20 protein-coding genes are annotated in these 21,200 nt (G+C 68.6%); 13 read left to right on the top strand and 7 right to left on the bottom strand.

What is annotated here, in order from left to right; genetic code table 11:
- Positions 1–58 precede the first annotated feature (58 nt).
- A complete protein-coding gene (gene mshA, locus FS787_RS05145) occupies positions 59–1,345 on the bottom strand; it encodes a D-inositol-3-phosphate glycosyltransferase (protein ID WP_144671184.1) in 1,287 nt (428 codons plus the stop codon).
- A 150-nt stretch (positions 1,346–1,495) separates the two neighbouring features.
- On the opposite strand from mshA, the gene FS787_RS05140 reads away from it, so the two are divergent.
- Positions 1,496–2,041 (top strand): GNAT family N-acetyltransferase, encoded by a 546-nt coding sequence (locus FS787_RS05140; RefSeq protein WP_260982400.1) that lies wholly within the window; start codon positions 1,496–1,498, stop codon positions 2,039–2,041.
- A gap of 16 nt (positions 2,042–2,057) precedes the next feature.
- On the opposite strand, the gene FS787_RS05135 is transcribed toward FS787_RS05140, so the two are convergent.
- From FS787_RS05135 to FS787_RS05130, 3 genes are read right to left on the bottom strand one after another with little or no spacing between them, the layout of a single operon-like run.
- Complete coding sequence (locus FS787_RS05135) at positions 2,058–2,780, bottom strand: TIGR03943 family putative permease subunit (protein WP_144671183.1); 723 nt, start codon at positions 2,778–2,780, stop codon at positions 2,058–2,060.
- A 25-nt stretch (positions 2,781–2,805) separates the two neighbouring features.
- Positions 2,806–3,162, bottom strand: a complete 357-nt coding sequence (locus tag FS787_RS18100; protein WP_260982399.1) for a permease — start codon at positions 3,160–3,162, stop codon at positions 2,806–2,808.
- On the bottom strand, positions 3,159–3,887 hold the full coding sequence (locus tag FS787_RS05130; RefSeq protein WP_260982398.1) for a permease: 729 nt from the start codon (positions 3,885–3,887) through the stop codon (positions 3,159–3,161). The genes FS787_RS18100 and FS787_RS05130 overlap by 4 nt, the downstream gene beginning before the upstream one ends.
- A 264-nt stretch (positions 3,888–4,151) precedes the next feature.
- On the opposite strand from FS787_RS05130, the gene FS787_RS05125 reads away from it, so the two are divergent.
- Positions 4,152–5,843, top strand: a complete 1,692-nt coding sequence (locus tag FS787_RS05125; RefSeq protein WP_186329095.1) for a glycoside hydrolase family 5 protein — start codon at positions 4,152–4,154, stop codon at positions 5,841–5,843.
- A gap of 16 nt (positions 5,844–5,859) precedes the next feature.
- Here the strand turns inward: FS787_RS05125 and FS787_RS05120 are convergent, their stop codons facing one another.
- Positions 5,860–7,284 (bottom strand): 6-phospho-beta-glucosidase, encoded by a 1,425-nt coding sequence (locus tag FS787_RS05120; RefSeq protein WP_144671181.1) that lies wholly within the window; start codon positions 7,282–7,284, stop codon positions 5,860–5,862.
- Positions 7,285–7,365: 81 nt separating this feature from the next.
- On the opposite strand from FS787_RS05120, the gene FS787_RS05115 reads away from it, so the two are divergent.
- From FS787_RS05115 to tsaD, 6 genes are all read left to right on the top strand, one after another.
- On the top strand, positions 7,366–8,457 hold the full coding sequence (locus FS787_RS05115; protein WP_144671180.1) for a PfkB family carbohydrate kinase: 1,092 nt from the start codon (positions 7,366–7,368) through the stop codon (positions 8,455–8,457).
- A 204-nt stretch (positions 8,458–8,661) separates the two neighbouring features.
- Entirely contained in the window at positions 8,662–9,882 is a 1,221-nt protein-coding gene (gene alr / locus FS787_RS05110; protein ID WP_144671179.1) for an alanine racemase, read from the top strand.
- Positions 9,879–10,634, top strand: coding sequence for a tRNA (adenosine(37)-N6)-threonylcarbamoyltransferase complex ATPase subunit type 1 TsaE (tsaE, locus tag FS787_RS05105; RefSeq protein WP_144671178.1), 756 nt, complete (start codon positions 9,879–9,881; stop codon positions 10,632–10,634). The genes alr and tsaE overlap by 4 nt, the downstream gene beginning before the upstream one ends.
- A complete protein-coding gene (tsaB, locus tag FS787_RS05100; protein ID WP_144671177.1) occupies positions 10,634–11,305 on the top strand; it encodes a tRNA (adenosine(37)-N6)-threonylcarbamoyltransferase complex dimerization subunit type 1 TsaB in 672 nt (223 codons plus the stop codon). The genes tsaE and tsaB overlap by 1 nt, the downstream gene beginning before the upstream one ends.
- A gap of 113 nt (positions 11,306–11,418) precedes the next feature.
- On the top strand, positions 11,419–11,886 hold the full coding sequence (gene rimI / locus FS787_RS05095) for a ribosomal protein S18-alanine N-acetyltransferase (RefSeq protein ID WP_144671176.1): 468 nt from the start codon (positions 11,419–11,421) through the stop codon (positions 11,884–11,886).
- On the top strand, positions 11,883–12,995 hold the full coding sequence (gene tsaD, locus FS787_RS05090; protein ID WP_144671175.1) for a tRNA (adenosine(37)-N6)-threonylcarbamoyltransferase complex transferase subunit TsaD: 1,113 nt from the start codon (positions 11,883–11,885) through the stop codon (positions 12,993–12,995). Before rimI ends, tsaD begins: the two co-directional genes overlap by 4 nt.
- Before the next feature lie 30 nt (positions 12,996–13,025).
- Here tsaD and FS787_RS05085 read toward each other — a convergent pair whose 3' ends face one another.
- Positions 13,026–14,177 carry a glutamate--cysteine ligase gene (locus tag FS787_RS05085; RefSeq protein ID WP_144671174.1) on the bottom strand — a complete coding sequence of 384 codons (1,152 nt, stop codon included), beginning with the start codon at positions 14,175–14,177 and terminating at the stop codon, positions 13,026–13,028.
- Positions 14,178–14,300: 123 nt separating this feature from the next.
- On the opposite strand from FS787_RS05085, the gene FS787_RS05080 reads away from it, so the two are divergent.
- Both FS787_RS05080 and FS787_RS05075 read left to right on the top strand, forming a co-directional pair.
- Positions 14,301–16,058: a glycoside hydrolase family 3 N-terminal domain-containing protein gene (locus tag FS787_RS05080; RefSeq protein WP_313959638.1), complete on the top strand. Its 1,758-nt coding sequence runs from the start codon at positions 14,301–14,303 to the stop codon at positions 16,056–16,058.
- A gap of 66 nt (positions 16,059–16,124) precedes the next feature.
- Positions 16,125–16,958 (top strand): shikimate 5-dehydrogenase, encoded by an 834-nt coding sequence (locus tag FS787_RS05075; protein WP_260982397.1) that lies wholly within the window; start codon positions 16,125–16,127, stop codon positions 16,956–16,958.
- 55 nt (positions 16,959–17,013) lie between these two features.
- On the opposite strand, the gene FS787_RS05070 is transcribed toward FS787_RS05075, so the two are convergent.
- Positions 17,014–18,231 carry a class I SAM-dependent methyltransferase gene (locus tag FS787_RS05070; RefSeq protein WP_144671173.1) on the bottom strand — a complete coding sequence of 406 codons (1,218 nt, stop codon included), beginning with the start codon at positions 18,229–18,231 and terminating at the stop codon, positions 17,014–17,016.
- 57 nt (positions 18,232–18,288) lie between these two features.
- On the opposite strand from FS787_RS05070, the gene FS787_RS05065 reads away from it, so the two are divergent.
- The 3 genes from FS787_RS05065 to groL all read left to right on the top strand — a co-directional run bounded on the left by FS787_RS05065 (position 18,289) and on the right by groL (position 21,088).
- Positions 18,289–18,720: a hypothetical protein gene (locus FS787_RS05065; protein ID WP_186329094.1), complete on the top strand. Its 432-nt coding sequence runs from the start codon at positions 18,289–18,291 to the stop codon at positions 18,718–18,720.
- A gap of 384 nt (positions 18,721–19,104) precedes the next feature.
- Positions 19,105–19,401: a co-chaperone GroES gene (gene groES, locus FS787_RS05060; protein WP_024367421.1), complete on the top strand. Its 297-nt coding sequence runs from the start codon at positions 19,105–19,107 to the stop codon at positions 19,399–19,401.
- Between the two features lie 76 nt (positions 19,402–19,477).
- Positions 19,478–21,088, top strand: coding sequence for a chaperonin GroEL (gene groL / locus FS787_RS05055; RefSeq protein WP_144671172.1), 1,611 nt, complete (start codon positions 19,478–19,480; stop codon positions 21,086–21,088).
- Positions 21,089–21,200 lie beyond the last annotated feature (112 nt).

The following is a 21,200-nucleotide window of genomic DNA, read 5'->3' as shown; positions in this document are numbered from 1 at the left end:
CGTTGTCCTTTGGCTCGTGGCGTCGGTGGGTGTTCCGGCCGGTGGGTGCAGGCGGTGGTTACCGGCCTACGGTTCCGGGCTGGGGCGTGTGGCCCACCGGAATGGTCAGGTTTCCAAAATACTGGCTTAAGGCGGTGTGGTAGCTCTCCAGCGTGATCGCGGCGGTGCGTTGCCAGCCGAACTCCTGCGCGTGCAGGGAGGCGGCGCGGCCCATGTCCTCACGGGTTGCCGGGTCGTCGTAGAGGGCCTCGAGCGCGTCGGCCCAGTCGGCCGCCTTGTGGCCCTCCACGAGCAGGCCGGTCCGGCCGTCGTAGATGGCACGGGACAGCCCGCCCACCTTGGTGGCCACCACCGGCGTTCCGCAGGCCTGGGCTTCCAGCGCCACGAGTCCGAAGGATTCGCTGAAGGACGGCATCACCACGACGTCGGCCGAACGGTACCAGCCGGCCAGTTCCGGTGCGCTGACCGGCGGATGGTGCGTGACGACGTCGTCCAGTCCGGCGGCGCTGATCAGCGACTTCAGGTCAAAGTCCTTGGATCCGCTGATCGCGCCGACGATGGTGAGCTGCAGGTCGATGTCCGGGCGCCGGGCCCGCAGCAGGGCGGCGGCCTTGACCAGGATCTGCGGTCCCTTGAGGCGCTGGATCCGGCCGGCGAACAACAGATGGAAGCGGCCCGGCGGGACCCCGTGGGCGGCCCGGGCCCGGCTGCGGAACGCCGGCGTGAAGATGTCCAGGTCCACGCCCGGCGGGGCGACGTCAATCTTGTCGTTGTCCGCGTTGTAGTGCGAGACCAATTCCGCCGCCTCGGTGCCCGTGTTGGCGATCAGCCGGGTGGCGCCGTCGACAATCCGATGTTCACCGTCCTCGCGGCGCCGCGGTTCCGGCTGCTCACCGGAGACCAGCAGCAGGTTCTTCACCTTGGCCATGGTGTGCATCGTGTGGACGAGCGGCAGGCCCCACAGTCCGGCGAGCTCCAGCCCGGCCACGCCGGAAACCCAGTAGTGCGAATGGATCACGTCGTAGCGCCCGTGCGGCTGGAGCTGCCGGATCCGGTCGATCTCGGCCACCATGCTGTGCAGCAGTTCCGGCAGTTCCTCCTTGGGCAGCTTCCGGGGCGGTCCGGCCAGGACGTTGTGCACGCAGACCCCGGGGGCGGGATGTTCGACGGCGGCCTGCGCGGCGGACGTGGACCGGGTGAAGATCTCCACTTCGACGCCGGTCTGGGCCAGGGCCGCGGCGAGGGCACGGATGTAGACGTTCATGCCGCCGGCGTCCCCGGAACCGGGCTGCTCCATGGGCGAGGTGTGCAGGGAGAGGAAGGCGACGCGGCGGATCAGCGACATTCTTCTCCTCCTCCCTGGAACCGGCCCTGCCAAGGCACGTCCGGATGAACACTGCCGGAACTGCATTTCGGTAAAACACTACTCCTGAAGTTCCCGCGGGTTCACCGGCCGGCGGGCGGCGCCGGTCACAGGGCCGGGCATACTGCTAACGTGACGGCTGTGAGCACCAGCGACAAGACAGCATCCGCGGCCCCGGGCTGGGTCATCCGGCCGGCCACCGGCACGGACTGGCCGGCAATCTGGGAGATCCTGGAGCCCGTCGTCCGGGCAGGGGAGACCTTCACCTGGGACCGGGACACCACCGAGCAGCAGGCCCGCGAACGGTGGTTCAAGCAGCCCCCGGGCCAGACGTTCGTAGCGGCAGGCCGGGGGGAACTCGAAGGAGTCATCCTGGGCACCGGCGAGCTGCACGCGAACCAGGGCGGCGGCGGAAGCCACGTCGCCAATGCCGGGTACATGGTCCACCCGGCGCACGGAGGCAAGGGCGTGGCCCGCGCGCTCTGTGCCTATTCACTCGACGCTGCACGGGCGGCCGGATTCCGGGCCATGCAGTTCAACGCCGTGGTGGAAAGCAACGTCCGGGCCGTCGCGGCCTGGCAGTCCATGGGCTTCGAGGTGCTCGCCACCATCCCTGAGGCATTCCTGCACCCGCGCCTGGGCTACGTGGGTCTGCACGTGATGCACCGCGAGCTGTAGGAGAGCGTGCCGACCCTCAGTGGACGTAGGGTCGGTCCGGTTCGGTGGTGGGAGTGATGGTGGCAGCCGTCATGAGCACCGAACCGGCATCAGCGTCGTCCGGGTTAGGCCCGAATCCGCCGGTCACGGTGACCCAGTTCCCTGGCTTGTGGTCTGCCTGCCAGCCGGGCTGGCGGACGGGAACGCCCACCGGCTGGGCATCAACCGTGCAGCAGTTGACCACAAAGCGCGTCACATAGAAGACGTTGGCCGGGTCCTTCTGATCCGCGGTGATGAACCCGGTGACCGTGGCGGTCTTTCCAGCGAAATAGTCCTCCCCGGGACTGTAGCGGAGCAGCGACGCCCAGTCCCTGACGTTGAACCCGCTGGGCTCCTCCTTGAGAAGCTGGCTGGTCTGGTACTTCCCCAGCGTGCCCGAGACGTTCAGGTCGCGCTTCTTGGCGGCGTCGGCAGTCAGCGTTGAGGGCGGCAGGAGCAGCAGTCCGACGACGGCGGCGATCACCGTGAGGAGGCTGCCGGCGGCCCGCAGCCGGCCCGGCGTCGGCATATGCGAGCCCGGATGCGGGTCCGGATGCCCGCTGTGCTCCGCGGGCTTCAGGACAAAGCCCACCACCGAGACCACGGCTGCGATGACCGTCATTGTGACGGTGAACGGAACGTAGCGCGGGTGGATGTACAGCTCCAGCTTGCCGGTGACTGTCAGCCAGAGTGTGGCGGCTATTCCGATGAGGCTCAGCATCACACCGTGCCGCCCCGTGAACCCCCTAAGCAGCAGCAAGGTTAACCCCCCACCCGAGGACGGCAGCGCAGAGCGCGATGATGGCGGTCAATTGCACCAGGGTTCGGCCCGTGAAGGTGGTTCGCAGCAGGGCGAGCATCTTCACATCGATCATCGGCCCCAGCACCAGAAACGCGACGATCGCGCCGGGCAGGAAGGTGGCTCCAAAGGAGAGAATGAAAAAGGCGTCCACGGTGGAGCAGATTGAGACCACGAAGGCCAGCAGCATCAGGGCAAGCACCGACCACCAGGGGTCGCTGCCCAAGGTGACCAGAACGTTCCGCGGTACACCCACCTGGATGATCCCGGCCAGGCCCGCGCCAATGAACAGTGCAGGCATCATCGTGTTTGTTTCGCGCTGGAACAGGTCGACGCTTTGCCGCAGCTTCCCGTGCGGCCGGTGGTGGGAACCGTCGCGGTGCAGGCTGCCTCGAACCGGGCGGTGAGCAGGCGGTGCGGTTCGCGGTGGCGGCTGTAGATCCAGCCGATGAGGTTCGCGATCAGAAATCCGCCCGCGATCCGCCAGAAGAGAATGCCGTTGTCCCACCCGAACGCCTGCTGGGTGGTGATGATGGTGACGGGGTTCAGAATGGGCGCTGCGAACAGGAAGGTCATGGATTCACCTACGCTCAGCCCTTTGAGCATCAGTCCCCGGGCCATGGGCACGTTTCCGCATTCGCAGACCGGCATCAGCATTCCCAGCAGCGACAGAACCATCCGGCGCAGGACCGGGCGGGCAGGGAGCCAGCGAAACAGGACATCCGGCGGCAACCAGACCTGCACGAGGATCGAGACCAGGATCCCCAGGAACACAAAGGGCAGAGACTCGATCACCACGCTGATGGACAGCGTAAAGAAATCCTGGACGGCGCCCTCGATCCCCGCCGTCGACCACGGGACAAGCGTTCGGGAGAAAAACACGACGACGGCGACCAGGCAAAGCACCAGTAGCAAGGAAAGCCGGCGGTACACGGCCTCCGAGCGGCGTGCCCTCCCGATTGCCTGCAGTTCTGTGTCGGGCTCAGACGCAACAGGTGACGGTGTGCTCTCCGGACCCGGCTGCCCCATGCAGCGAGGCTAACGGCAGGACAGGTATCAGGGCAAGGAACCTCTCTCCCTGTGCACGCGCCCCTTGCGACGGCGGGTGAGCGGAGCAACTGGTTGTCAATTTACCCAAGACATTTTCTTCCGTGGCGAATAGGCTGAGCCCTTGGGGGCCGAGCGAGGGAGACTTGGATGCCCGGGAGCAGTCATCCGCCTGTGCCGCACGACATGCGGCGGCCATCACGGCGGCCTGCAATCCGGCGCCGGGTGCCCGGTTGGCTCTTGGCCGTGCTGCTGCTGGTTCCGTTGCTGGTCATTGGCGGGTGCACTCTGACCCGGGGCAGCGGCGAGCCTTCATCAGCGGAGCAACCGCCGTCGGAGTTCGTCACCGCCGCCGGCCGAGGCCTCGTCCTCGAGGGCCAGACGACGAGGCTGAAAGCGGTGAACTTCTCGAACCAATACCACCGGGACCAGGACGGCGCCGAGCTTCTTAGTTCTCAGCACCATTCGGAGACGGACTTCGAGCGCGCGAAAGCAATCGGATTCAACAGCATCCGGTTTGCCTTTGACGGGGACTGGTACGTCGACTCCCCGGACGTTTTCTTCGAGTGGATGGACCAGAACGTGGCGTGGGCCCGGCAGCACGATCTGCGCCTGATCCTGGATTTACATACCCCGATCGGCGGCTTCTGGCTGGACCGCACCAGCGACGCGGTCAGTTTCGACCTTTGGTCCGATCCCCGGCTGCAGCAGCAGAACGCAGACCTGTGGCGCGACATCGCCGCCCGGTACAAAGATGAACCGGCCATCGCGGCCTACGACCTGCTCAATGAGCCGGTGACCACAGACGCGACAGGGGAACAGTGGCAGCAGCTGGCGCGGCAGCTGGTGGCCGCGGTGCGGTCCGAGGACCGGAACCACCTTTTGGTGGTTGGCGGGATCTACGGGGTCAACGGGCGTTACGGTACAGCGGGAATCGATCAGCACTTTCTTGTTGACGACAACAACGTGGTCTACGACTTCCACTTTTACGAGCCGAACGAGTACACGCACCAATACGCGTCCTGGATCGAAGGCCCGGTTAAGGACGGCGGCCGCTATCCCGATCCCAACGAGATCCTTTCGACCGGCGAGCGGGTTCTGCTGCCGCAAAGCCGCATTGCAACAACGTTTCTGCCGACCGGCACGTCAGGCTGGGCAGCGTATGACAGCGGCATCATAGAGATCGAGGACAGTAGCGCGGTAGCAGCGGTCCCCCTGCTCACCGCCCAGGGCGGGATGCGCGGAACGGCCGGGTTCGATGCGATCACGGTGACGGAATACGGTCCCGACGGCACCGAAATCCGGCAGATCATCAACGACCAGCTGGACAGCAATGCGACGCTGGACTGGCATCAATGGCAGTCCGGCGGGGACCCGGCGGCTTTGCCGGAGTTCGCGCGGGAGACGGCCGGGTATCAGGACGGCGGCAGCCTGTCCATCAGCGATGCCGCTGACGCCGAGACGATCGCCGGGTGGAGCAACGACGGCCACCTGTTTAAGGTGGTGCCCGGAAACAAGTACCGCATCCAGGGTTACATGCGGGGTGAGGACATTGCCCCCTCAACCGGTGAGGCCCCGCGGATCGGTCTCCAGCTGGACGTGTACGCCGAGTCTCCCGGAGCAGCCGGAAACGGGTTCCTCGAACGCGACAAAGACTATTTGGCCCACAAGATGGCGGAACAACTGCAGTTCGGCATCGACAATAACGTACCGATGTCGGTCATGGAGTTCGGCCTTGTCCGGCAGGCATTTGAAATGGAGGGCAAGGGCGGAGACCAGTGGGTCACCGACGTGCTCGACCTCCTGGATGAGAACGGCCTGAGCTTCGCGTACTGGGAATACCACGGCACCCAGATGGGGCTGTACCTCAGCGGCACAGGCTTGCCGGGCGAACCCAATATAACGCTCCAGGAGACGCTCGCCCGCGGCCTGCGCTGAGCTGCCACCGGGAGTGTTAGGAATTGGCTGAGGTTGTGTCGCTGTCGCTGCGCCAGAGATGCAGGAGTTCCGGGAAGGCGGCCTCGTAGCCTGCGAGGAGCTTCGCCGCGAGCACGTCCGAATCGACCAGGGGGTGACGGGCGAAGGCGGCGAGGGCCGCCTCGCGCCGCCGCGACCCGGCCGCCGGCCCGGTGGCCTGACCTGTGGCCTGAACGACCAGGCGTTCAACGTCCTTGACCCGCTGCATCAAGGCCAGCTGTCCGGGGGCCGGGCGGTCCTGCGGCAGCGGCGCCACGCCGTCGGGCGTCACCTTGGAGGGGACCTCGACGACGGCGTCCGCCGGCAGCCCCGGGATGGCCGGGGCGCCGTCGGCTGTGATGTTGGGGGTGTTCAGGATCAGCTCCGCCGGGCCACCCCCGGAGAGGGCGCGCATGACTGCGAGGGCGACGCGCTCATAGCCGCCCCCGGCCAGGTCCGCCTCATCCCGGCGCTCGCCGGCGGGGCGCGCCTCCGCGAGGTAGCCCTCTTCACGCGAGCGGCGTGCCGCGTCCCAGAGCGGATAGGCTTGCCGCCCCGCCGCGGCGAGCCGCGGATAGAGCTCGGTCTGCTGCCGGTCGATGGACTCGCCGCGGGTGGTGGGGGAAGACCGGATGCCAGCCAGGGCATGCGCAGTCTCGTAGTAGTAATAGAGGTACTCGTTGGGCAGGCAGCCCAGGCCCGCCACGAAGGACTGCGGAAACAGCCGGCCCTCCTCGAAGCCGGACAATGCGTCCGAGTCCGCCAGCAGCCCGGGGAGCATGTCCCGGCCGCCGGACTCCAGGCGGTACAGCCAGCCGAGATGGTTTAGCCCGTAGTAGCCCACGCCGTCGAGCCGGCCCACAGGCAGCACGACGCCGGCAGCGTGCGCCGCCCGGTACACCAGCCCGCCGGCGGAATCGCAAATGCCCACCACCTGGCGGCCGAGCACCGGGACCAGGGCTTCGGTGACCATTCCGGCCGGGTTCGTGAAGTTCAGCAGCCAGGCGTCCGGGCAGTGGCGCCGCATTTGGGTGGCCAGGTCCAGCATGCGGGGGATGGACCGCAACGCGTAGGAGATGCCGCCGGCACCTGTTGTTTCCTGGCCCAGGAGCCCCAGGTCCAGGGCCACCCGCTCATCGGCGGTGCGGCCGGCTGTCCCGCCGGGGCGGATCGCGGCAAATACCACGTCCGTCCCGGTCAGCGCTTCGGCCAGGGATGTGGTGGCCCGGACCGCGGGCGCGGCGGCGCCGGGCGGTTGCAACGCCGCGAACGAGCCCAGGACGGCCTCGATCGCGGCGAGGCGGCCGGGATCGACGTCGTACAGCACCAGTTCCCGGACCAGCCCGGCGTAGGGGCCCGCACAGAGCGCCCGGTAGACCAGCGGTACCCGGAATCCGCCGCCTCCGGCAATCATCAGCCGCATGCAGACAGTCTATTCACAGTGCCCTGTTCCGGCCCGTTTAACGCCTTTCCTGCGGTACCGGGACGGCGTAGTGTGCCATACATGGACGCGATACCGACGCGGCGTTTTGATCCGCTTTCCGCCGTCCGGACTCCGGCGGCCGGGGGCTTCGATTTGCTGCTGACGGGCACCGTTTTCCAGGACATCATCTTCACCGGCCTGCCGCACGCCCCGGTCGCGGGCACCGAGATCTGGAGCGACGGGATGGGCAGCTGCCCGGGAGGGGTGGCCAACCAGGCCATCGCGGCGGCACGGCTCGGGCTGCACACCGGGCTGGCGGCCGCGTTCGGCGATGACGGCTACGGCGACTACAACTGGAAGATCCTCTCCGCGCAGGAACACGTGGACCTGTCCCTGTCCCGGCGGGTGCCGGGCTGGCACTCGCCGGTCACCGTGTCCCTGAGCGTGGAGCACGACCGGTCCATGGTGACGCACGGCCACCCGGCCCCGGTGAGCTCCAGTGAACTGATCGGCTGTCCTCCTCCGGCGCTCGCCGCCGTCGCCGAGCTCGGCGAGGAACTGGAACCGTGGGCGCTCGACGCGTATAAGGCAGGGGTGCGGCTGTTCGGCGACGTCGGGTGGGATCCCACCGGTGTATGGTCCTCCACCCGGCTGGACAACCTGCAGTACTTCCACGCCTTTATGCCGAACCAGCACGAAGCCATGGCCTTCACCGGGAACGACAACCCCTGGGCTGCCCTCTACGCCCTGGCGGACAGGGTGCCGGTTGCCGTCGTGACCCTCGGGTCGCAGGGGGCCATGGCCGTGGACTCTGAATCGGGCGAAGAGGAGTGGGTGCCGTCGCTGCCGGTGTCCGCCTTCGATCCCACCGGCGCGGGGGACTGCTTCGGCGCCGCGTTCATCGTCGGCTGCCTGGCGGGTTGGCCGCTGGGCGACCGGCTGCGGTTCGCGAACCTCTGCGCGGCGCTGGCCGTGCAGGAAGTCGGCGGCTCGCTGGCCGCGCCCGGCTGGGGGGACATCGCGGACTGGTGGCAGCGGGCCAACGCCCGCAAGGAACGGCAGAGCAGCCAGTGGCTCCGGCGTTACAGCTTCCTGGAGGACATCATCCGTGATGTGCCGCAGGAGGCGCAGCGGCGGGCGACGGCGACCATCGCGCACCTGTCGGATGCGTAAGTAGGCGGGGCTCCCGCGCTGGACATGTCCTCCGTGCGGGGCAGGGAATGGACATAGTGGCGTTGTGCTCAGTCGTGGGCGCGACCACTGAGCATGTCCCTCTGCGGAGTGGCGCGACCACTGAGCATGTCCCCCGGGAGCAGGCCGGAGCCGCCGCGGTGGCCCGAATTAAGCCGCATGCGCCGCCACCCCTAGAATCGTTAAGTGACTTACCCAGCAGCAACAGGTGACTTCCGGCCCGCTCCGGACGCGCCGTCAGCGTACGCCGAGGAACGCTCGGCAGTGATCGACCTCGAAGCCATCCGGCACAATGTCCGACGGCTGGCGGCCGTGGCATCACCGGCCCAGGTGATGGCGGTGGTCAAGGCCGACGCCTACGGCCACGGTGCCGTTCCCGTAGCGCGCGCGGCACTCAGCGCCGGCGCCAACTGGCTGGGCACCGCCCACATCACCGAGGCCCTGGCCCTGCGCGCCGCCGGCATTGAAGCGCCCCTTCTGGCCTGGCTGCACACCCCGGAGAGCAACTTCGCCGCCGCCGTGGCTGCAGGCATCGACATCGGCTGCTCGGGCTGGGAACTGGAACGCATCGTTGCGGCCGCCCGTGAGCAGGAACGCCCGGCCCGAGTTCACCTCAAAGTGGACACCGGACTGGGCCGCAACGGCGCCACCCTGGACGCCTGGGACGGCCTCGTCGGCGAAGCCATGGAATACCAGGACCAGGGGCTGCTGCGGGTGGTGGGCGTCTTCTCCCACCTGGCCGTCGCCGACGAACCCGAGCGCCCGGAAACCGACGAGCAGCTGGACGCCTTCCGCGAAGCCCTCGCCATCGCCCAGGACGCCGGGGTGGATCCCGAGGTGCGGCACCTCGCCAACACGCCGGCCACCCTGTCCCGGCCCGACACCCACTTCGACCTGGTCCGCGTGGGGCTGGGACTCTACGGCCTGTCGCCGTTCGAGGGGCAGAGCTCGGCGGAGCTGGGCCTGCAACCCGCCATGACGGTCCGCACCGTCGTTTCGCACTGCAAGGATGTCCCTGCCGGCCAGGGCGTCTCCTACGGGCTGAACTACCGCACAGGCAACACGAGCACGCTGGGGCTGATCCCGCTGGGCTACGCCGACGGCGTGCCGCGGATCGCCACCGGAGGACCGGTCCGTGTGGCGGGCGTCAACTACCCCGTGGTGGGTCGCATCGCCATGGACCAGATGGTGATCGACCTCGGCCGGCTCAACGTTTCGGCCGGCGGGCCCAGTGTCCTCGGCGCGGAGGCCATTCTGTTTGGCAACGGCGACGACGGCGGGCCCACCGCAGAGGACTGGGCCCGGGCAGCCGGCACCAACAACTATGAGATCGTGACCAGGATCAGCCCGCGGGTGCCGCGCCGCTACATCAACGAAGTGCCCGCCAGCGACGGGTCCCGGCCGTGAGCCAGGCGGCCTGGGAGCGGACCCTGGATGTCCGGACCGCGGACGAGACCCACGCCCTGGCGGCCGGTCTGGGCGCCCAGCTGCAGGCCGGGGACCTGCTGGTCCTCACCGGTGAGCTGGGAGCGGGGAAGACCACTTTCGTCCAGGGCCTCGGGGAGGGCCTGGGTGTCCGGGCCGGCATCATCTCGCCGACCTTTGTGCTGGTCCGCATCCACCCGAACCTGCCCGAAGGTCCCCGGCCCGGCGGCCCGGACCTGGTGCACGTGGATGCCTACCGGCTGGGTTCGGCCTCGGAAATCGATGACATCGACCTGGAAAACACCATGGACAGCGCCGTGACCGTGGTGGAGTGGGGCCGCGGACGCGTGGAGCACCTGAGCGAGAGCCGGCTGGAGGTGGACCTGCTCCGCAGCCTGGGTGGCAGCACCCCCGATCCGGAAGCCGCGGCTTCGGGCACCGCGGCCCATGAAGCCGCCGCTCCTGGGGCGGCCCGCCCGGAAAACAGCGTGGACACCCCGGCGGCACCGACTCCCGAGGTGCTAAATTTCGACACCGACGACGACGACGAGCCCCGCACGATCGTGATCCGCGGCTTCGGTCCCCGCTGGGTGGACCCGCCCGTCCTTCCTGCGCCCGCGCCGCCGTCGCCCGCTGTGCCCGCGCCGCCGTCGTCCGCCGCGTCCGCTGCGCCCGTGCCCGCCGCGTCAGATGAAACCGCGCCGCCCCTGCCCCGCTCCCTGGAAGGGAACTGATGCTGATCCTTGCCATCGACACCTCGGCCGTGGCCAGCGCCGCGCTGGTCTCCGATGACACCATGGAATCCCTCGTGGGCAGCTTCTCCACCGAGGACACCCGGAGCCACGCGGAGGTCCTGGCACCGGGAATCGAGGCGCTCCTCGCAGACTCCGGCCTGACCGGGGCCGACGTCGACGCTGTGGTCACCGGGGTGGGGCCCGGCCCGTTCACCGGGCTGCGCTCGGGCATCGTCACCGCCCGCACGCTCGCCTTCGTCTGGGGCAAGCCCCTCTACGGACTCATGAGCCTGGACGCCATCGCCCTGGAAGTGGCGGAGTCCACCGACGCGGCGCCGGAGTTCATCGTCGCCACGGACGCGCGGCGCAAAGAGGTCTACTGGGCCCGGTATGCCCTCAGCGCCGGCCAGCTGCCGCGGCTGCTGGACGGCCCGCACGTGGGCTTCGCCGCGGACCTCCCCGAACTTCCGGTCTACGGCGCCGGCGCCGGGCTCTACGCCGACGTCGTTAACGCCGTCCCGGGTTTCAGTTCCCGCCAGCCGGAGGCACTCTCGCTGGGCCAGTTCGCCCTCGCCCGGCTCGACACGGGGGAGCAGCTGCTCGACTCCACTCCGCTGTACCTGCGGGAGTCCGACGCCCAGGTGCCCGGCCCGCGGAAGAGGGCGCTGTGAACGCCGGGTCCGCAGGACGGCACGCAGGACAGAACGAAGGACAAAGCCCAGGACAAAATGCCGGACAGGACACCGGCCCGGCACAGTTGCCCGGCGGGGTGACCCTGCGGGACATGACTGCCGCGGATATCCCCGCCGTGCATGACCTGGAGCGCAGGCTGTTCCCGGTGGACGCCTGGCCGCTGCACATGTTCTCCGCCGAACTGGCGCAGGCCGCGACGCGGCACTACGTCGTGGCCGAACTGGCCGGACGGATCGTGGGCTACGCAGGGCTGATGTGCATCCGGCCCATCGCGGACGTCCAGACCATAGCCGTCGTCCCGGAACAGGAAGGCAAGGGGATCGGCTCGGCGCTGCTCACCGAACTCATCCGGGAAAGCCAGCTGCGCCGGGCCGACGACGTGCTCCTGGAAGTCCGCGCCGACAATCCCCGCGCCCAGCAGCTTTACCGCCGCTACGGGTTCGAACAGATCCACGTCCGGCCCCGGTACTACCGCGACGGCGTCGACGCGCTGATCATGCGGCTCCGGCTCGGCGCTCCCGAACCAGACACGACGCCCACGGAAGCAGGCCGCCCATGAACAGCCCACAGCACGACGGGCCGCTGGTCCTCGGCATCGAATCCTCGTGTGACGAGACCGGCGTCGGCATTGTCCGCGGAACGCAGCTGCTGACCAACACCGTGTCCTCCTCCATGGACGAACACGTCCGGTTCGGCGGCGTGATTCCCGAGATCGCCTCCCGGGCACACCTGGACGCCTTTGTCCCCACCCTCCGCGAAGCCCTGGCCGAGGCCGGTGTGACGCTGGAGGACGTTGACGCCATCGCCGTCACGTCGGGGCCGGGACTCGCCGGAGCCCTGATGGTTGGGGTGTGCGCGGCCAAGGCGCTCGCCGTCGCCACGGGCAAACCGCTCTACGCCATCAACCACCTCGTCGCGCACGTCGGCGTCGGGCTGCTTCAGACGGACGACGGCGGCCCGCAGGCCTTTGCGGCGAACGCGAACGCTTTGCCGGAAAACCTGGGCGCCCTGCTGGTCTCCGGCGGGCACACCGAAATCCTGCGGATCCGGAACATCACCGCGGACGTGGAGCTGCTCGGGTCCACGATCGACGACGCCGCCGGCGAAGCCTACGACAAGGTGGCGCGGCTCCTGGGCCTGGGCTACCCGGGCGGGCCCGCCATCGACAAGCTGGCACGCACCGGAAACGCCGAGGCCATCCGCTTCCCGCGCGGCCTGAGCCAGCCCAAATACATGGGGACCGTGGAGCAGCCCGGCCCGCACCGCTACGACTGGTCCTTCAGCGGACTCAAGACCGCCGTCGCCCGCTGCGTGGAGCAGTTCGAGGCCCGCGGCGAGGCGGTGCCGGTGGCGGACATCGCCGCGGCGTTCCAGGAAGCCGTGGTGGACATCATTACGTCCAAAGCGGTGCTGGCCTGCCGGGAGAACGGCATCACCGAACTCCTGCTGGGCGGCGGCGTGGCGGCGAATTCACGGCTGCGCCAGCTCACGGAACAGCGCTGCAGCGCCGCCGGCATCCGGCTGACCGTCCCGCCGCTGGCCCTGTGCACCGACAACGGCGCCATGGTGGCGGCCCTCGGCGCCCAGCTGGTGATGGCCGGGATCGCGCCGAGCGGCATCGGCTTCGCGCCGGACTCCTCGATGCCGGTCACCACCGTCTCGGCCTGAGGCCTTGCGAAGCGACGGCCGGGACTAGGACTAGGCTTCGGGGCCCTTGCGCATCTGCTTGACCAGGTCCAGTACGACGGCGCGCAGGTCGCCGCCGTGCTCGGCCGCCACTCGCCGCTGCCGCTGGTATCCGGCGCCGCGCTCGACGATCTTCAGGACGTCGGCCAGCTCCGCGGTGCAGCCCAGTTTCACGGCGACGGGTTCAAGACGGGCCACGGTCTCACGGATGTGGTCGGTAACCAGCTGCTCGTTGCCCGCGGCGTCGAGGATGATGATGGCGTCCAGGCCGTAGCGGGCCGCGCGCCATTTATTCTCCTGGACATGCCAGGGCGGCATGGTGGGGATGGTGCCGCCGTTGTCCAGGGTGGTGGAAAACTCGTCGACGAGGCACTGCGTCAGGGCGGCGATGGCGCCGACTTCCTCGAGCGTGGCCAAGCCGTCGCAGATGCGCATCTCGATGGTGCCGAAGTGCGGGACCGGCCGGATGTCCCAGCGGATCTCCGAGAGCGAATCGATCACACCGGTGGTGAACATGTCCTGGGCGTACGCCTCGAAGTCCTCCCAGCTGGAGAACTGGAAGGGCAGCCCGGCGGTGGGCAGCTGCTGGAACATCAGCGCCCGCTGGGAGGCGTACCCGGTGTCCTCGCCGCCCCAGAACGGGCTGGAAGCGGAGAGCGCCTGGAACTGCGGGAAGTAGTTCACCAGCCCGTCCAGCACGGGGAGGACCTTGTCGCGGCTGTCCAGGCCGACGTGCACGTGGACGCCGTAAATCACCATCTGGCGGCCCCACCACTGCGTGCGGTCAATGAGTTTGGCGTAGCGTTCCTTGTCGGTCACCGGCTGCAGCTGCGGCGGGCTGAACGGGTGGCTGCCGGCGCAGAAGATTTCGACGCCCATGGGATCAGTGACGTCCCGCACGGCGGCGAGGGAACTGCTCAGGTCCGCTTTGGCCTCGGCCACGGTGTTGCAGATGCCGGTGACCAGTTCCACCGTGTTCAGCAGCAGCTCCTGCTTGATGTGCGGGTGCTCGTCGTCCTCGTTCAGCTCGGGATGCTTCGCGGCGACACCGCGGAGAACCTCCTTGGCCACAGACGCCAGCTCCCCTGTTTCGGCGTCCACCAGGGCGAGTTCCCATTCCACACCAAGAGTTGATTGCCTGGATGAAGCGAAATCAATCTTCATGTGGTCCCTTCATTGTTTAGCTGTCCTTTTGCCTGCCCCGACCTGCAACGTCACGGGCGGAGTCGCCGGACAGTTGGCGAGGCAACAGTGGTCCAAGTCTAGTGCAGGGGTAACATCGAGCTGGTGGCCAGATTGCAGAGAACACGTGAAAGTGTTCACAAAAGTATTCGGACCGCAGCGGTACTGACGGTAATTCTGGGGCTTGTCCCCGGCATCGCCTCCTGCTCCGGGCCTCCGACGCCGGACCCCTCGGGAAGTTCCGCGGCTCCCACCCAGACCGGACCCGCCCGGCAGCCGGCGAACCCGCCGGCGCCGTCCGCCCGCGGAACCGCCACCCCGGGCGCCACGCCGGGCGCCTCATCCTCCGCCGCAACCCGGCCGCTTGGCTGGGGGCCCCAGCAGCGGGACGCGGACGCCGCGGCCAAAGCTGTCGCCGCGATGACCCCCGAGGAACGGGCGGGGCAGGTGCTGTTGCCGTTCTACACCGGACTCGACCACAACGCCCACGCCGCGGTCATCGAACGCCTGCACCTGGCCGGTTCCATCATCATGGGCGACAACGTCCCGGGCACGCCGGATGGCAAAGTGGACACCGCGGCCATGGACAGCGTGACCGGCCGGCTCCAGGCCGCGGCCCGCGCCGGCGGCCGCACCTGGCCGGGCCTGATCGGCGTGGACCAGGAAGGCGGAGTGGTGGCCCGGCTGCGGGCGCCGCTGACCGAATGGCCCGCCCCCATGAGTTACGGCGCGGCAGGCAGCGGACCGCTGGCCGCCGACGCCGGCCGGGCCATGGCCTCTGAACTGGCCGCCCTCGGCTTCAACACCAACTTCGCCCCGACCACCGACGTCACCATGGGCCCGGCCGACCCGACCATCGGCGCCCGGTCCATGTCCGGGAACGCCAAGCAGGCGTCCGGCTTCGGCGTTGCCTTCTCCCAGGGGATGCTGGCCGCCGGGCTGCTGCCGGCCGCGAAGCACTTTCCGGGCCACGGCTCGGTGACTGTGGATTCCCATGCGAGGCTGCCCGTCCAGGGCGCCAGCCTCGCCCAGCTCCGCGCGAAGGACCTGCTGCCCTTCCAGGCCGCGATCGACGCCGGACTGCCGATGGTCATGGCCGGCCACATCGCCGTGCCGGCACTCGAACCGGGCGTCCCGGCGTCGGTGTCCAAGCCGGCCTACGCGGAACTGCGCAGGATGGGGTTCGACGGCGTGGCCGTCACCGACGCTCTCAACATGGGCGCGATCCAGAAACAGTATCCCCACGACTCCGCCGCGCCGCTGGCCCTCGCCGCGGGGGCCGACCTGCTGCTGATGCCTTCGAACGTGGAGTCGGCCCACGCCGCCATCATCCGCGCCCTGAACAGCGGCGACCTGCCGCCCGAACGGCTCGCCGAAGCGGCGCAGCGCGTCGTCACCATGATGATCTGGCGGGGCCGCGCCGGCGTAAAACCTGGAACGGACCCCGGCAGCGGCGCCGAAATGTCGCATAAGGTCTCCAAAGCGGCCATTACCGTCCTGTCCGGGCCCTGCGACGGGCCGATCGTGCCGGCCAGCGTCCGCGTGACGGGCGGCTCCGCCCAGGACCGCTCACGCTTCGCCGCCGCAGCCCGGAACGCCGGGATCGGCATCGGTGAGGGCCCGCTCGTGTCCCTGATCGGCGCCGGCGGCGCACCGGCCAAGCCGGCGACGGCGGATGTCGCGGTGGCCCTGGACGCCCCGTGGCAGCTGGCAAGCTCCCTGGCCCCCGCCAAAATCGCCGTCTACGGCCGCAGCCCCGGCGCATTCGACGCGCTGGCCGCCGTCCTTGCCGGGCACGCCAAGGCGCCCGGAAAGCTGCCGGTCGCGGTCGGGTCACAGCCGCCGGGGACCGGCTGCGGCTAATCGCGGCGGGCGGTGCTGGGTGTCACGCGGGACTGGTATGTAGCGGCCCTGGCGTTTAATGGAGGGGTGCCCATCCTGAATAAAGACATGACCCTCTGCATCTCGCTCTCGGCCCGGCCGAGCAACAACGGGACGCGCTTCCACAACCACCTGTATGAACAGCTCGGCCTGAACTGGATCTACAAGGCCTTCGCCCCCACTGACCTCGCGCAGGCGATCGCGGGCGTGCGCGGCCTCGGAATCCGCGGCTGCGCCGTGTCGATGCCGTACAAGGAAGACGTCATCGCCCTCGTGGATGTGATGGACCCGTCCGCGAAAGCCATCGATTCGGTCAACACGATCGTCAACGACGGCGGCACGCTCACCGCGTACAACACCGACTACACGGCGATCGAGCAGCTGCTGCAGCGCAACGCCGTGCCCTCCACCCACTCGGTGCTGCTGAGGGGCGCCGGCGGCATGGCGAAGGCCACGGCCGCCGCCCTGCGCGACGCCGGCTTCCGGGACGTCACGGTCATCGCCCGCAACGAGGAAGCCGGACGGGCGCTGGCCGGTCTCTACGGATTCGCCTGGCGCGCCGACGTCGATCCGTCCAGCGCCGCGGACATGATCATCAACGTGACGCCTATCGGTATGGCAGGGGGTATGGCCGGGGGAGCGGAGGCCGAAGCACTGTCCTTCCCGCAGGCCGTCATCGACGCCGCGAAGGTGGTGTTCGACGTCGTGGCGCTGCCGGCCGAGACGCCCCTCATCATAGCTGGCCGGGCGGCCGGCAAGACCGTGATCACCGGCGCGGAGGTGGCGACCATCCAGGCCCTGGAGCAGTTCGTCCTGTACACCGGGATCCGGCCCAGCGATGAGCAGGTCCGGGCGGCCGAGGACTTCATGCGGGCCCAGTAGCCCTGCGGGAACCCCCGGCTCCCGCAGCCCGGACCTCTGGTGTTCGGAGAGTGGCCTAAACCGGCTCCACCGAAATGGCCACCCGCTCCTCGCCGATCCTGGTGAGGACCAGGGTGGCCGTTTTCTTGCCCTTGCCCTTCCCACCGGGGAGCAACTGCTTGCGGAGCTCCTCCGGGGTCACAGACGTGCCGCGCTTCTTGATGTCCAGCACCCCGATGCCCTGGTCCTTGACCCAGGCCTTGAGCGCCTTGACGTTGTACGGCATCACGTCCAGGACCCTGTACGCCCGGGCGAAGGGGGTGTCCCGCAGCTCCGGGGCGCAGATGTAGGCGATGTGCTCGTCCACCAGGTGCCCGCCCAGCTGGAGAGCGACGTCGGCCACCAGGCCGGCGCGGATGACGGCGCCGTCGGGCTCGTAGAGGTACCCCTCAACCGGCCCCACCGGGGCGGCCGGGCCGCCGTCGAAGTCCTCGGCGCTGGTCAGCTCCGCGGCGCCGCCGGGGCCGAGCAGCAGGGCAGCCCGCCGGATCCCCGGACGCCTCACCGCGTTGAACCACAACGCCACTTCGGTGACGTCCCCGCCCACCGACACCCACTGGGCTTCGCAGTCCTTGGGCACCGAATCGTGGGGCATGCCCGGGCCCATCTTCACGCCCACAGCCAGGCCGGCGGCAGCCAGCGACTCTACGAAGGACAGCGGCGGGGAGAAATCCTCCGGATCCCAGAGCCGCTTTGTGCCCGAGGTGGAGGTGGTCCGGCGCGCCGGGTCCAGCCAGACCCCGTCCACGCCGTCGAGCGCCACCGTCGTCGCGTCGGAATGGACCACGGTGGCGTTCCGGAACGGGATGAGGTTCATCATGGCGCACGCCGCGGTGGTCTCGTCCTTTTCCACGGCCGTGACCGTGATGTCCAGGGAAGCGAGCGCCATGGCGTCGGCGCCGAGGCCGCAGCCCAGATCCGCCACATGCCGCACGCCGGCTTCGGCGAAACGCTGGGCGTGCCGGGCCGCCACGGTGAGCCGGGTGGCCTGCTCCAAACCCGCCTGGGTGAAGATCATCTGCCGGGCGAACTCGCCGAACTTGGCCTCGGCCTTGGTCCGCAGCCGCGACTGGGTGAGGACGGCGGAGACCAGCTCGGGGGAGTGTCCGGCCTTCCGGAGGGACGCATTGAGCCTAAACGCCTCGTCCTCGCGGTAGGGGCCCAGTGACGCCAGCAGCTCCCAGCCTTCGGGGTTCAGAAGCGGGGCGATCTGGTCCTGCGGTGCGTCAGCCATGGGAACAAGCCTAGTTCAGCGCACGGTGGCGGCTGCGCGCCCGATAGGGTTGACGGCATGGAATACAGCGGCACGGCAAACAGCGGCACGGACGAAAACTACCCGGAGGGCGGCGTCGCGCAGCAGGACAGCGACGGGGAACGTCCCGCCCGGCGGGGACTCGCCCGCTACGCCCGGCCGGCGCTGGTTGCGGGCGCCGTCATCGCCGTCGTCTGTGCCGCACTCCTGGTCATCATCTTCTTCCTCGACTCCTTCAATGCCACCGTTTATTCCGTCGGCGGCAAGGACGTCACGGACGCCACGGACGAGGCGAGGGCCATCCGCGACAGCTACGCGGCCGCCCGCATCGGCGGCATCATTTTCCTGATCACGGGGATCGTGCTGGCCGCCGCCGGAGGCCTGCTGGTGTACCGGCACCGGAACGAGTCCGGCTCCGGCGACGAGGACAACGGCGAGGACGTGGACTTCGCGGACCTCGGCGGGCGGTAACAAGCCGCCGCCGCGGCCCTTCACCGGCGGACATGCCCAGTGCCCGGCGCAGCGGGTGAGCACATTACCGAAATGTCCATTGGCCGCGGCAAAGGATGAGCATGTCCCCCCGGTGCACCCCCGCAACCGGTGGACATGTTCAGTGCGTGGGGCTGCGGGTGAGCACATCTCCTTGGCCCCCGAGTCCACCGGGAGCGAATTTCTGGCACTCGCCTTGACCGAGTGCTAACTCCTTACATAGAGTCGTCATTAGCACTCTCCCTAGGAGGGTGCTAACACCTGAAGCTTCACAGCCAGGCGGCTGCCGGCACCGCGACGACGGTCTGTACGCCTTGGCACCACAGCTTTAAAGTCCACGAATTTGCTGACGAAAAGGAGAGGTCCTTGTCGGTCTCTATTAAGCCTCTTGAGGATCGTATTGTTGTCCGCCCGCTCGAAGCCGAGCAGACCACGGCTTCCGGCCTGGTTATCCCGGACTCCGCGCAGGAAAAGCCGCAGGAAGGCGAAGTTGTCGCCGTAGGCCCCGGCCGCTTTGACGACAACGGCAACCGCGTTCCGATCGACGTCACCGTTGGCGACGTCGTCATCTACTCCAAGTACGGCGGAACTGAAGTCAAGACCGGCGGCACCGAGTACCTCGTGCTGTCCGCCCGCGACGTCCTGGCGATCGTCGTAAAGTAACTCTCTTGGACCCCGCGCCGCCGATCCTTCTTTGACGGGTCAGTTGCGCGGGGTTCTGTCTTGAAAGGACAAAACCATGGCAAAGCAGCTTGCGTTTAACGACGCTGCCCGCCGGTCGCTTGAAGCCGGCATCGATAAGCTCGCCAACACGGTCAAGGTGACGCTTGGCCCGCGCGGCCGCAACGTCGTGCTGGACAAGAAGTGGGGCGCACCCACGATCACCAACGACGGCGTCACCATCGCCCGTGAAGTCGAACTGGACGACCCGTACGAGAACCTTGGTGCGCAGCTTGCCAAGGAGGTCGCCACCAAGACCAACGATGTTGCCGGGGACGGCACCACCACCGCCACCGTGCTGGCACAGGCCCTGGTCAAGGAAGGCCTCCGCAACGTTGCGGCCGGCGCCGCCCCGGGACAGATCAAGCGCGGCATCGAGGTCTCTGTCGAGGCCGTCGCCGCCCGCCTGCTCGACAACGCCCGCCCGGTCGAAGGCACCCAGGTCGCCAACGTCGCCTCCATCTCCGCCCAGAGCGACGAGGTAGGCGAACTCCTGGCCGAGGCATTCGGCAAGGTCGGCAAGGATGGTGTGATCACCATCGAGGAGTCCTCCACCACGCAGACCGAACTGGTCCTCACCGAGGGCATGCAGTTCGACAAGGGCTACCTGTCCCCGTACTTCGTCACCGACGCAGAACGCCAGGAAGCAGTCCTCGAGGACGCACTGATCCTCATCAACCAGGGCAAGATCTCCTCCGTCCAGGACTTCCTGCCGCTGCTGGAAAAGGCGCTGCAGAGCTCCAAGCCGCTCTTCATCATCGCCGAGGACGTCGACGGCGAGGCACTCTCCACGCTGATCGTCAACCGTATCCGCGGCACCCTGAACGTCGTTGCCGTCAAGGCCCCGGGCTTCGGCGACCGCCGCAAGGCCATGCTGCAGGACATCGCGACCCTCACGGGCGCACAGGTTGTCTCCCCGGAACTGGGCCTCAGCCTGGACACGGTGGGCCTGGAGGTGCTGGGCACCGCCCGGCGCATCACGGTCACCAAGGACAACACCACCATCGTTGACGGCGCCGGATCGGCAGAGGACGTCGCAGCCCGGGTTTCCCAGCTGCGCGCCGAGCTGACCCGCACCGACTCCGACTGGGACAAGGAAAAGCTGCAGGAACGCCTGGCCAAGCTGGCCGGCGGCATCGGCGTGATCAAGGTTGGCGCAGCCACCGAGGTCGAGCTGAAGGAAAAGAAGCACCGCATCGAAGATGCCGTGTCCTCCACCCGCGCCGCCCTCGAAGAAGGCATCGTGGCCGGCGGCGGCTCCGCCCTCATCCACGCCCTCAAGGCGCTCGACGAGGACCCCGCCGTCCAGGCACTCGAAGGTGACGCGGCCGCGGCTGTCGGCATCGTCCGCCGGGCACTGACCCAGCCGCTGCGCTGGATCGCCCAGAACGCCGGGTTCGACGGCTACGTCGTCGTGGCGAAGGTGGCCGAGTCGGCGCTCAACCAGGGCTTCAACGCCAAGACCGGCGAATACGAAGACCTGATCGCTGCCGGCGTTATTGACCCGGTGAAGGTGACGCGTGCGGCCCTCCGCAACGCGGCGTCCATCGCGGCACTGGTTCTCACCACGGAAACCCTCGTGGTCGAGAAGCCGGCTGAGGAAGACGAGCACGCGGGGCACCAGCACTAAGGACTCCACGTAATGAAAGGACCGGATCAGCGTCAGCTGGTCCGGTCCTTTTATTGCCGGGGCCGGCCAGACGTGGGCTGGACGGCGATGGGTCCGGTCCCGCTGTCCGCTG

This window comes from Arthrobacter sp. U41, assembly GCF_007679325.1.
Taxonomy (GTDB): Bacteria; Actinomycetota; Actinomycetes; order Actinomycetales; family Micrococcaceae; genus Arthrobacter.
Note: the sequence above shows the minus strand (reverse complement) of the source record. Positions and strands in the feature narration are given on the sequence as shown.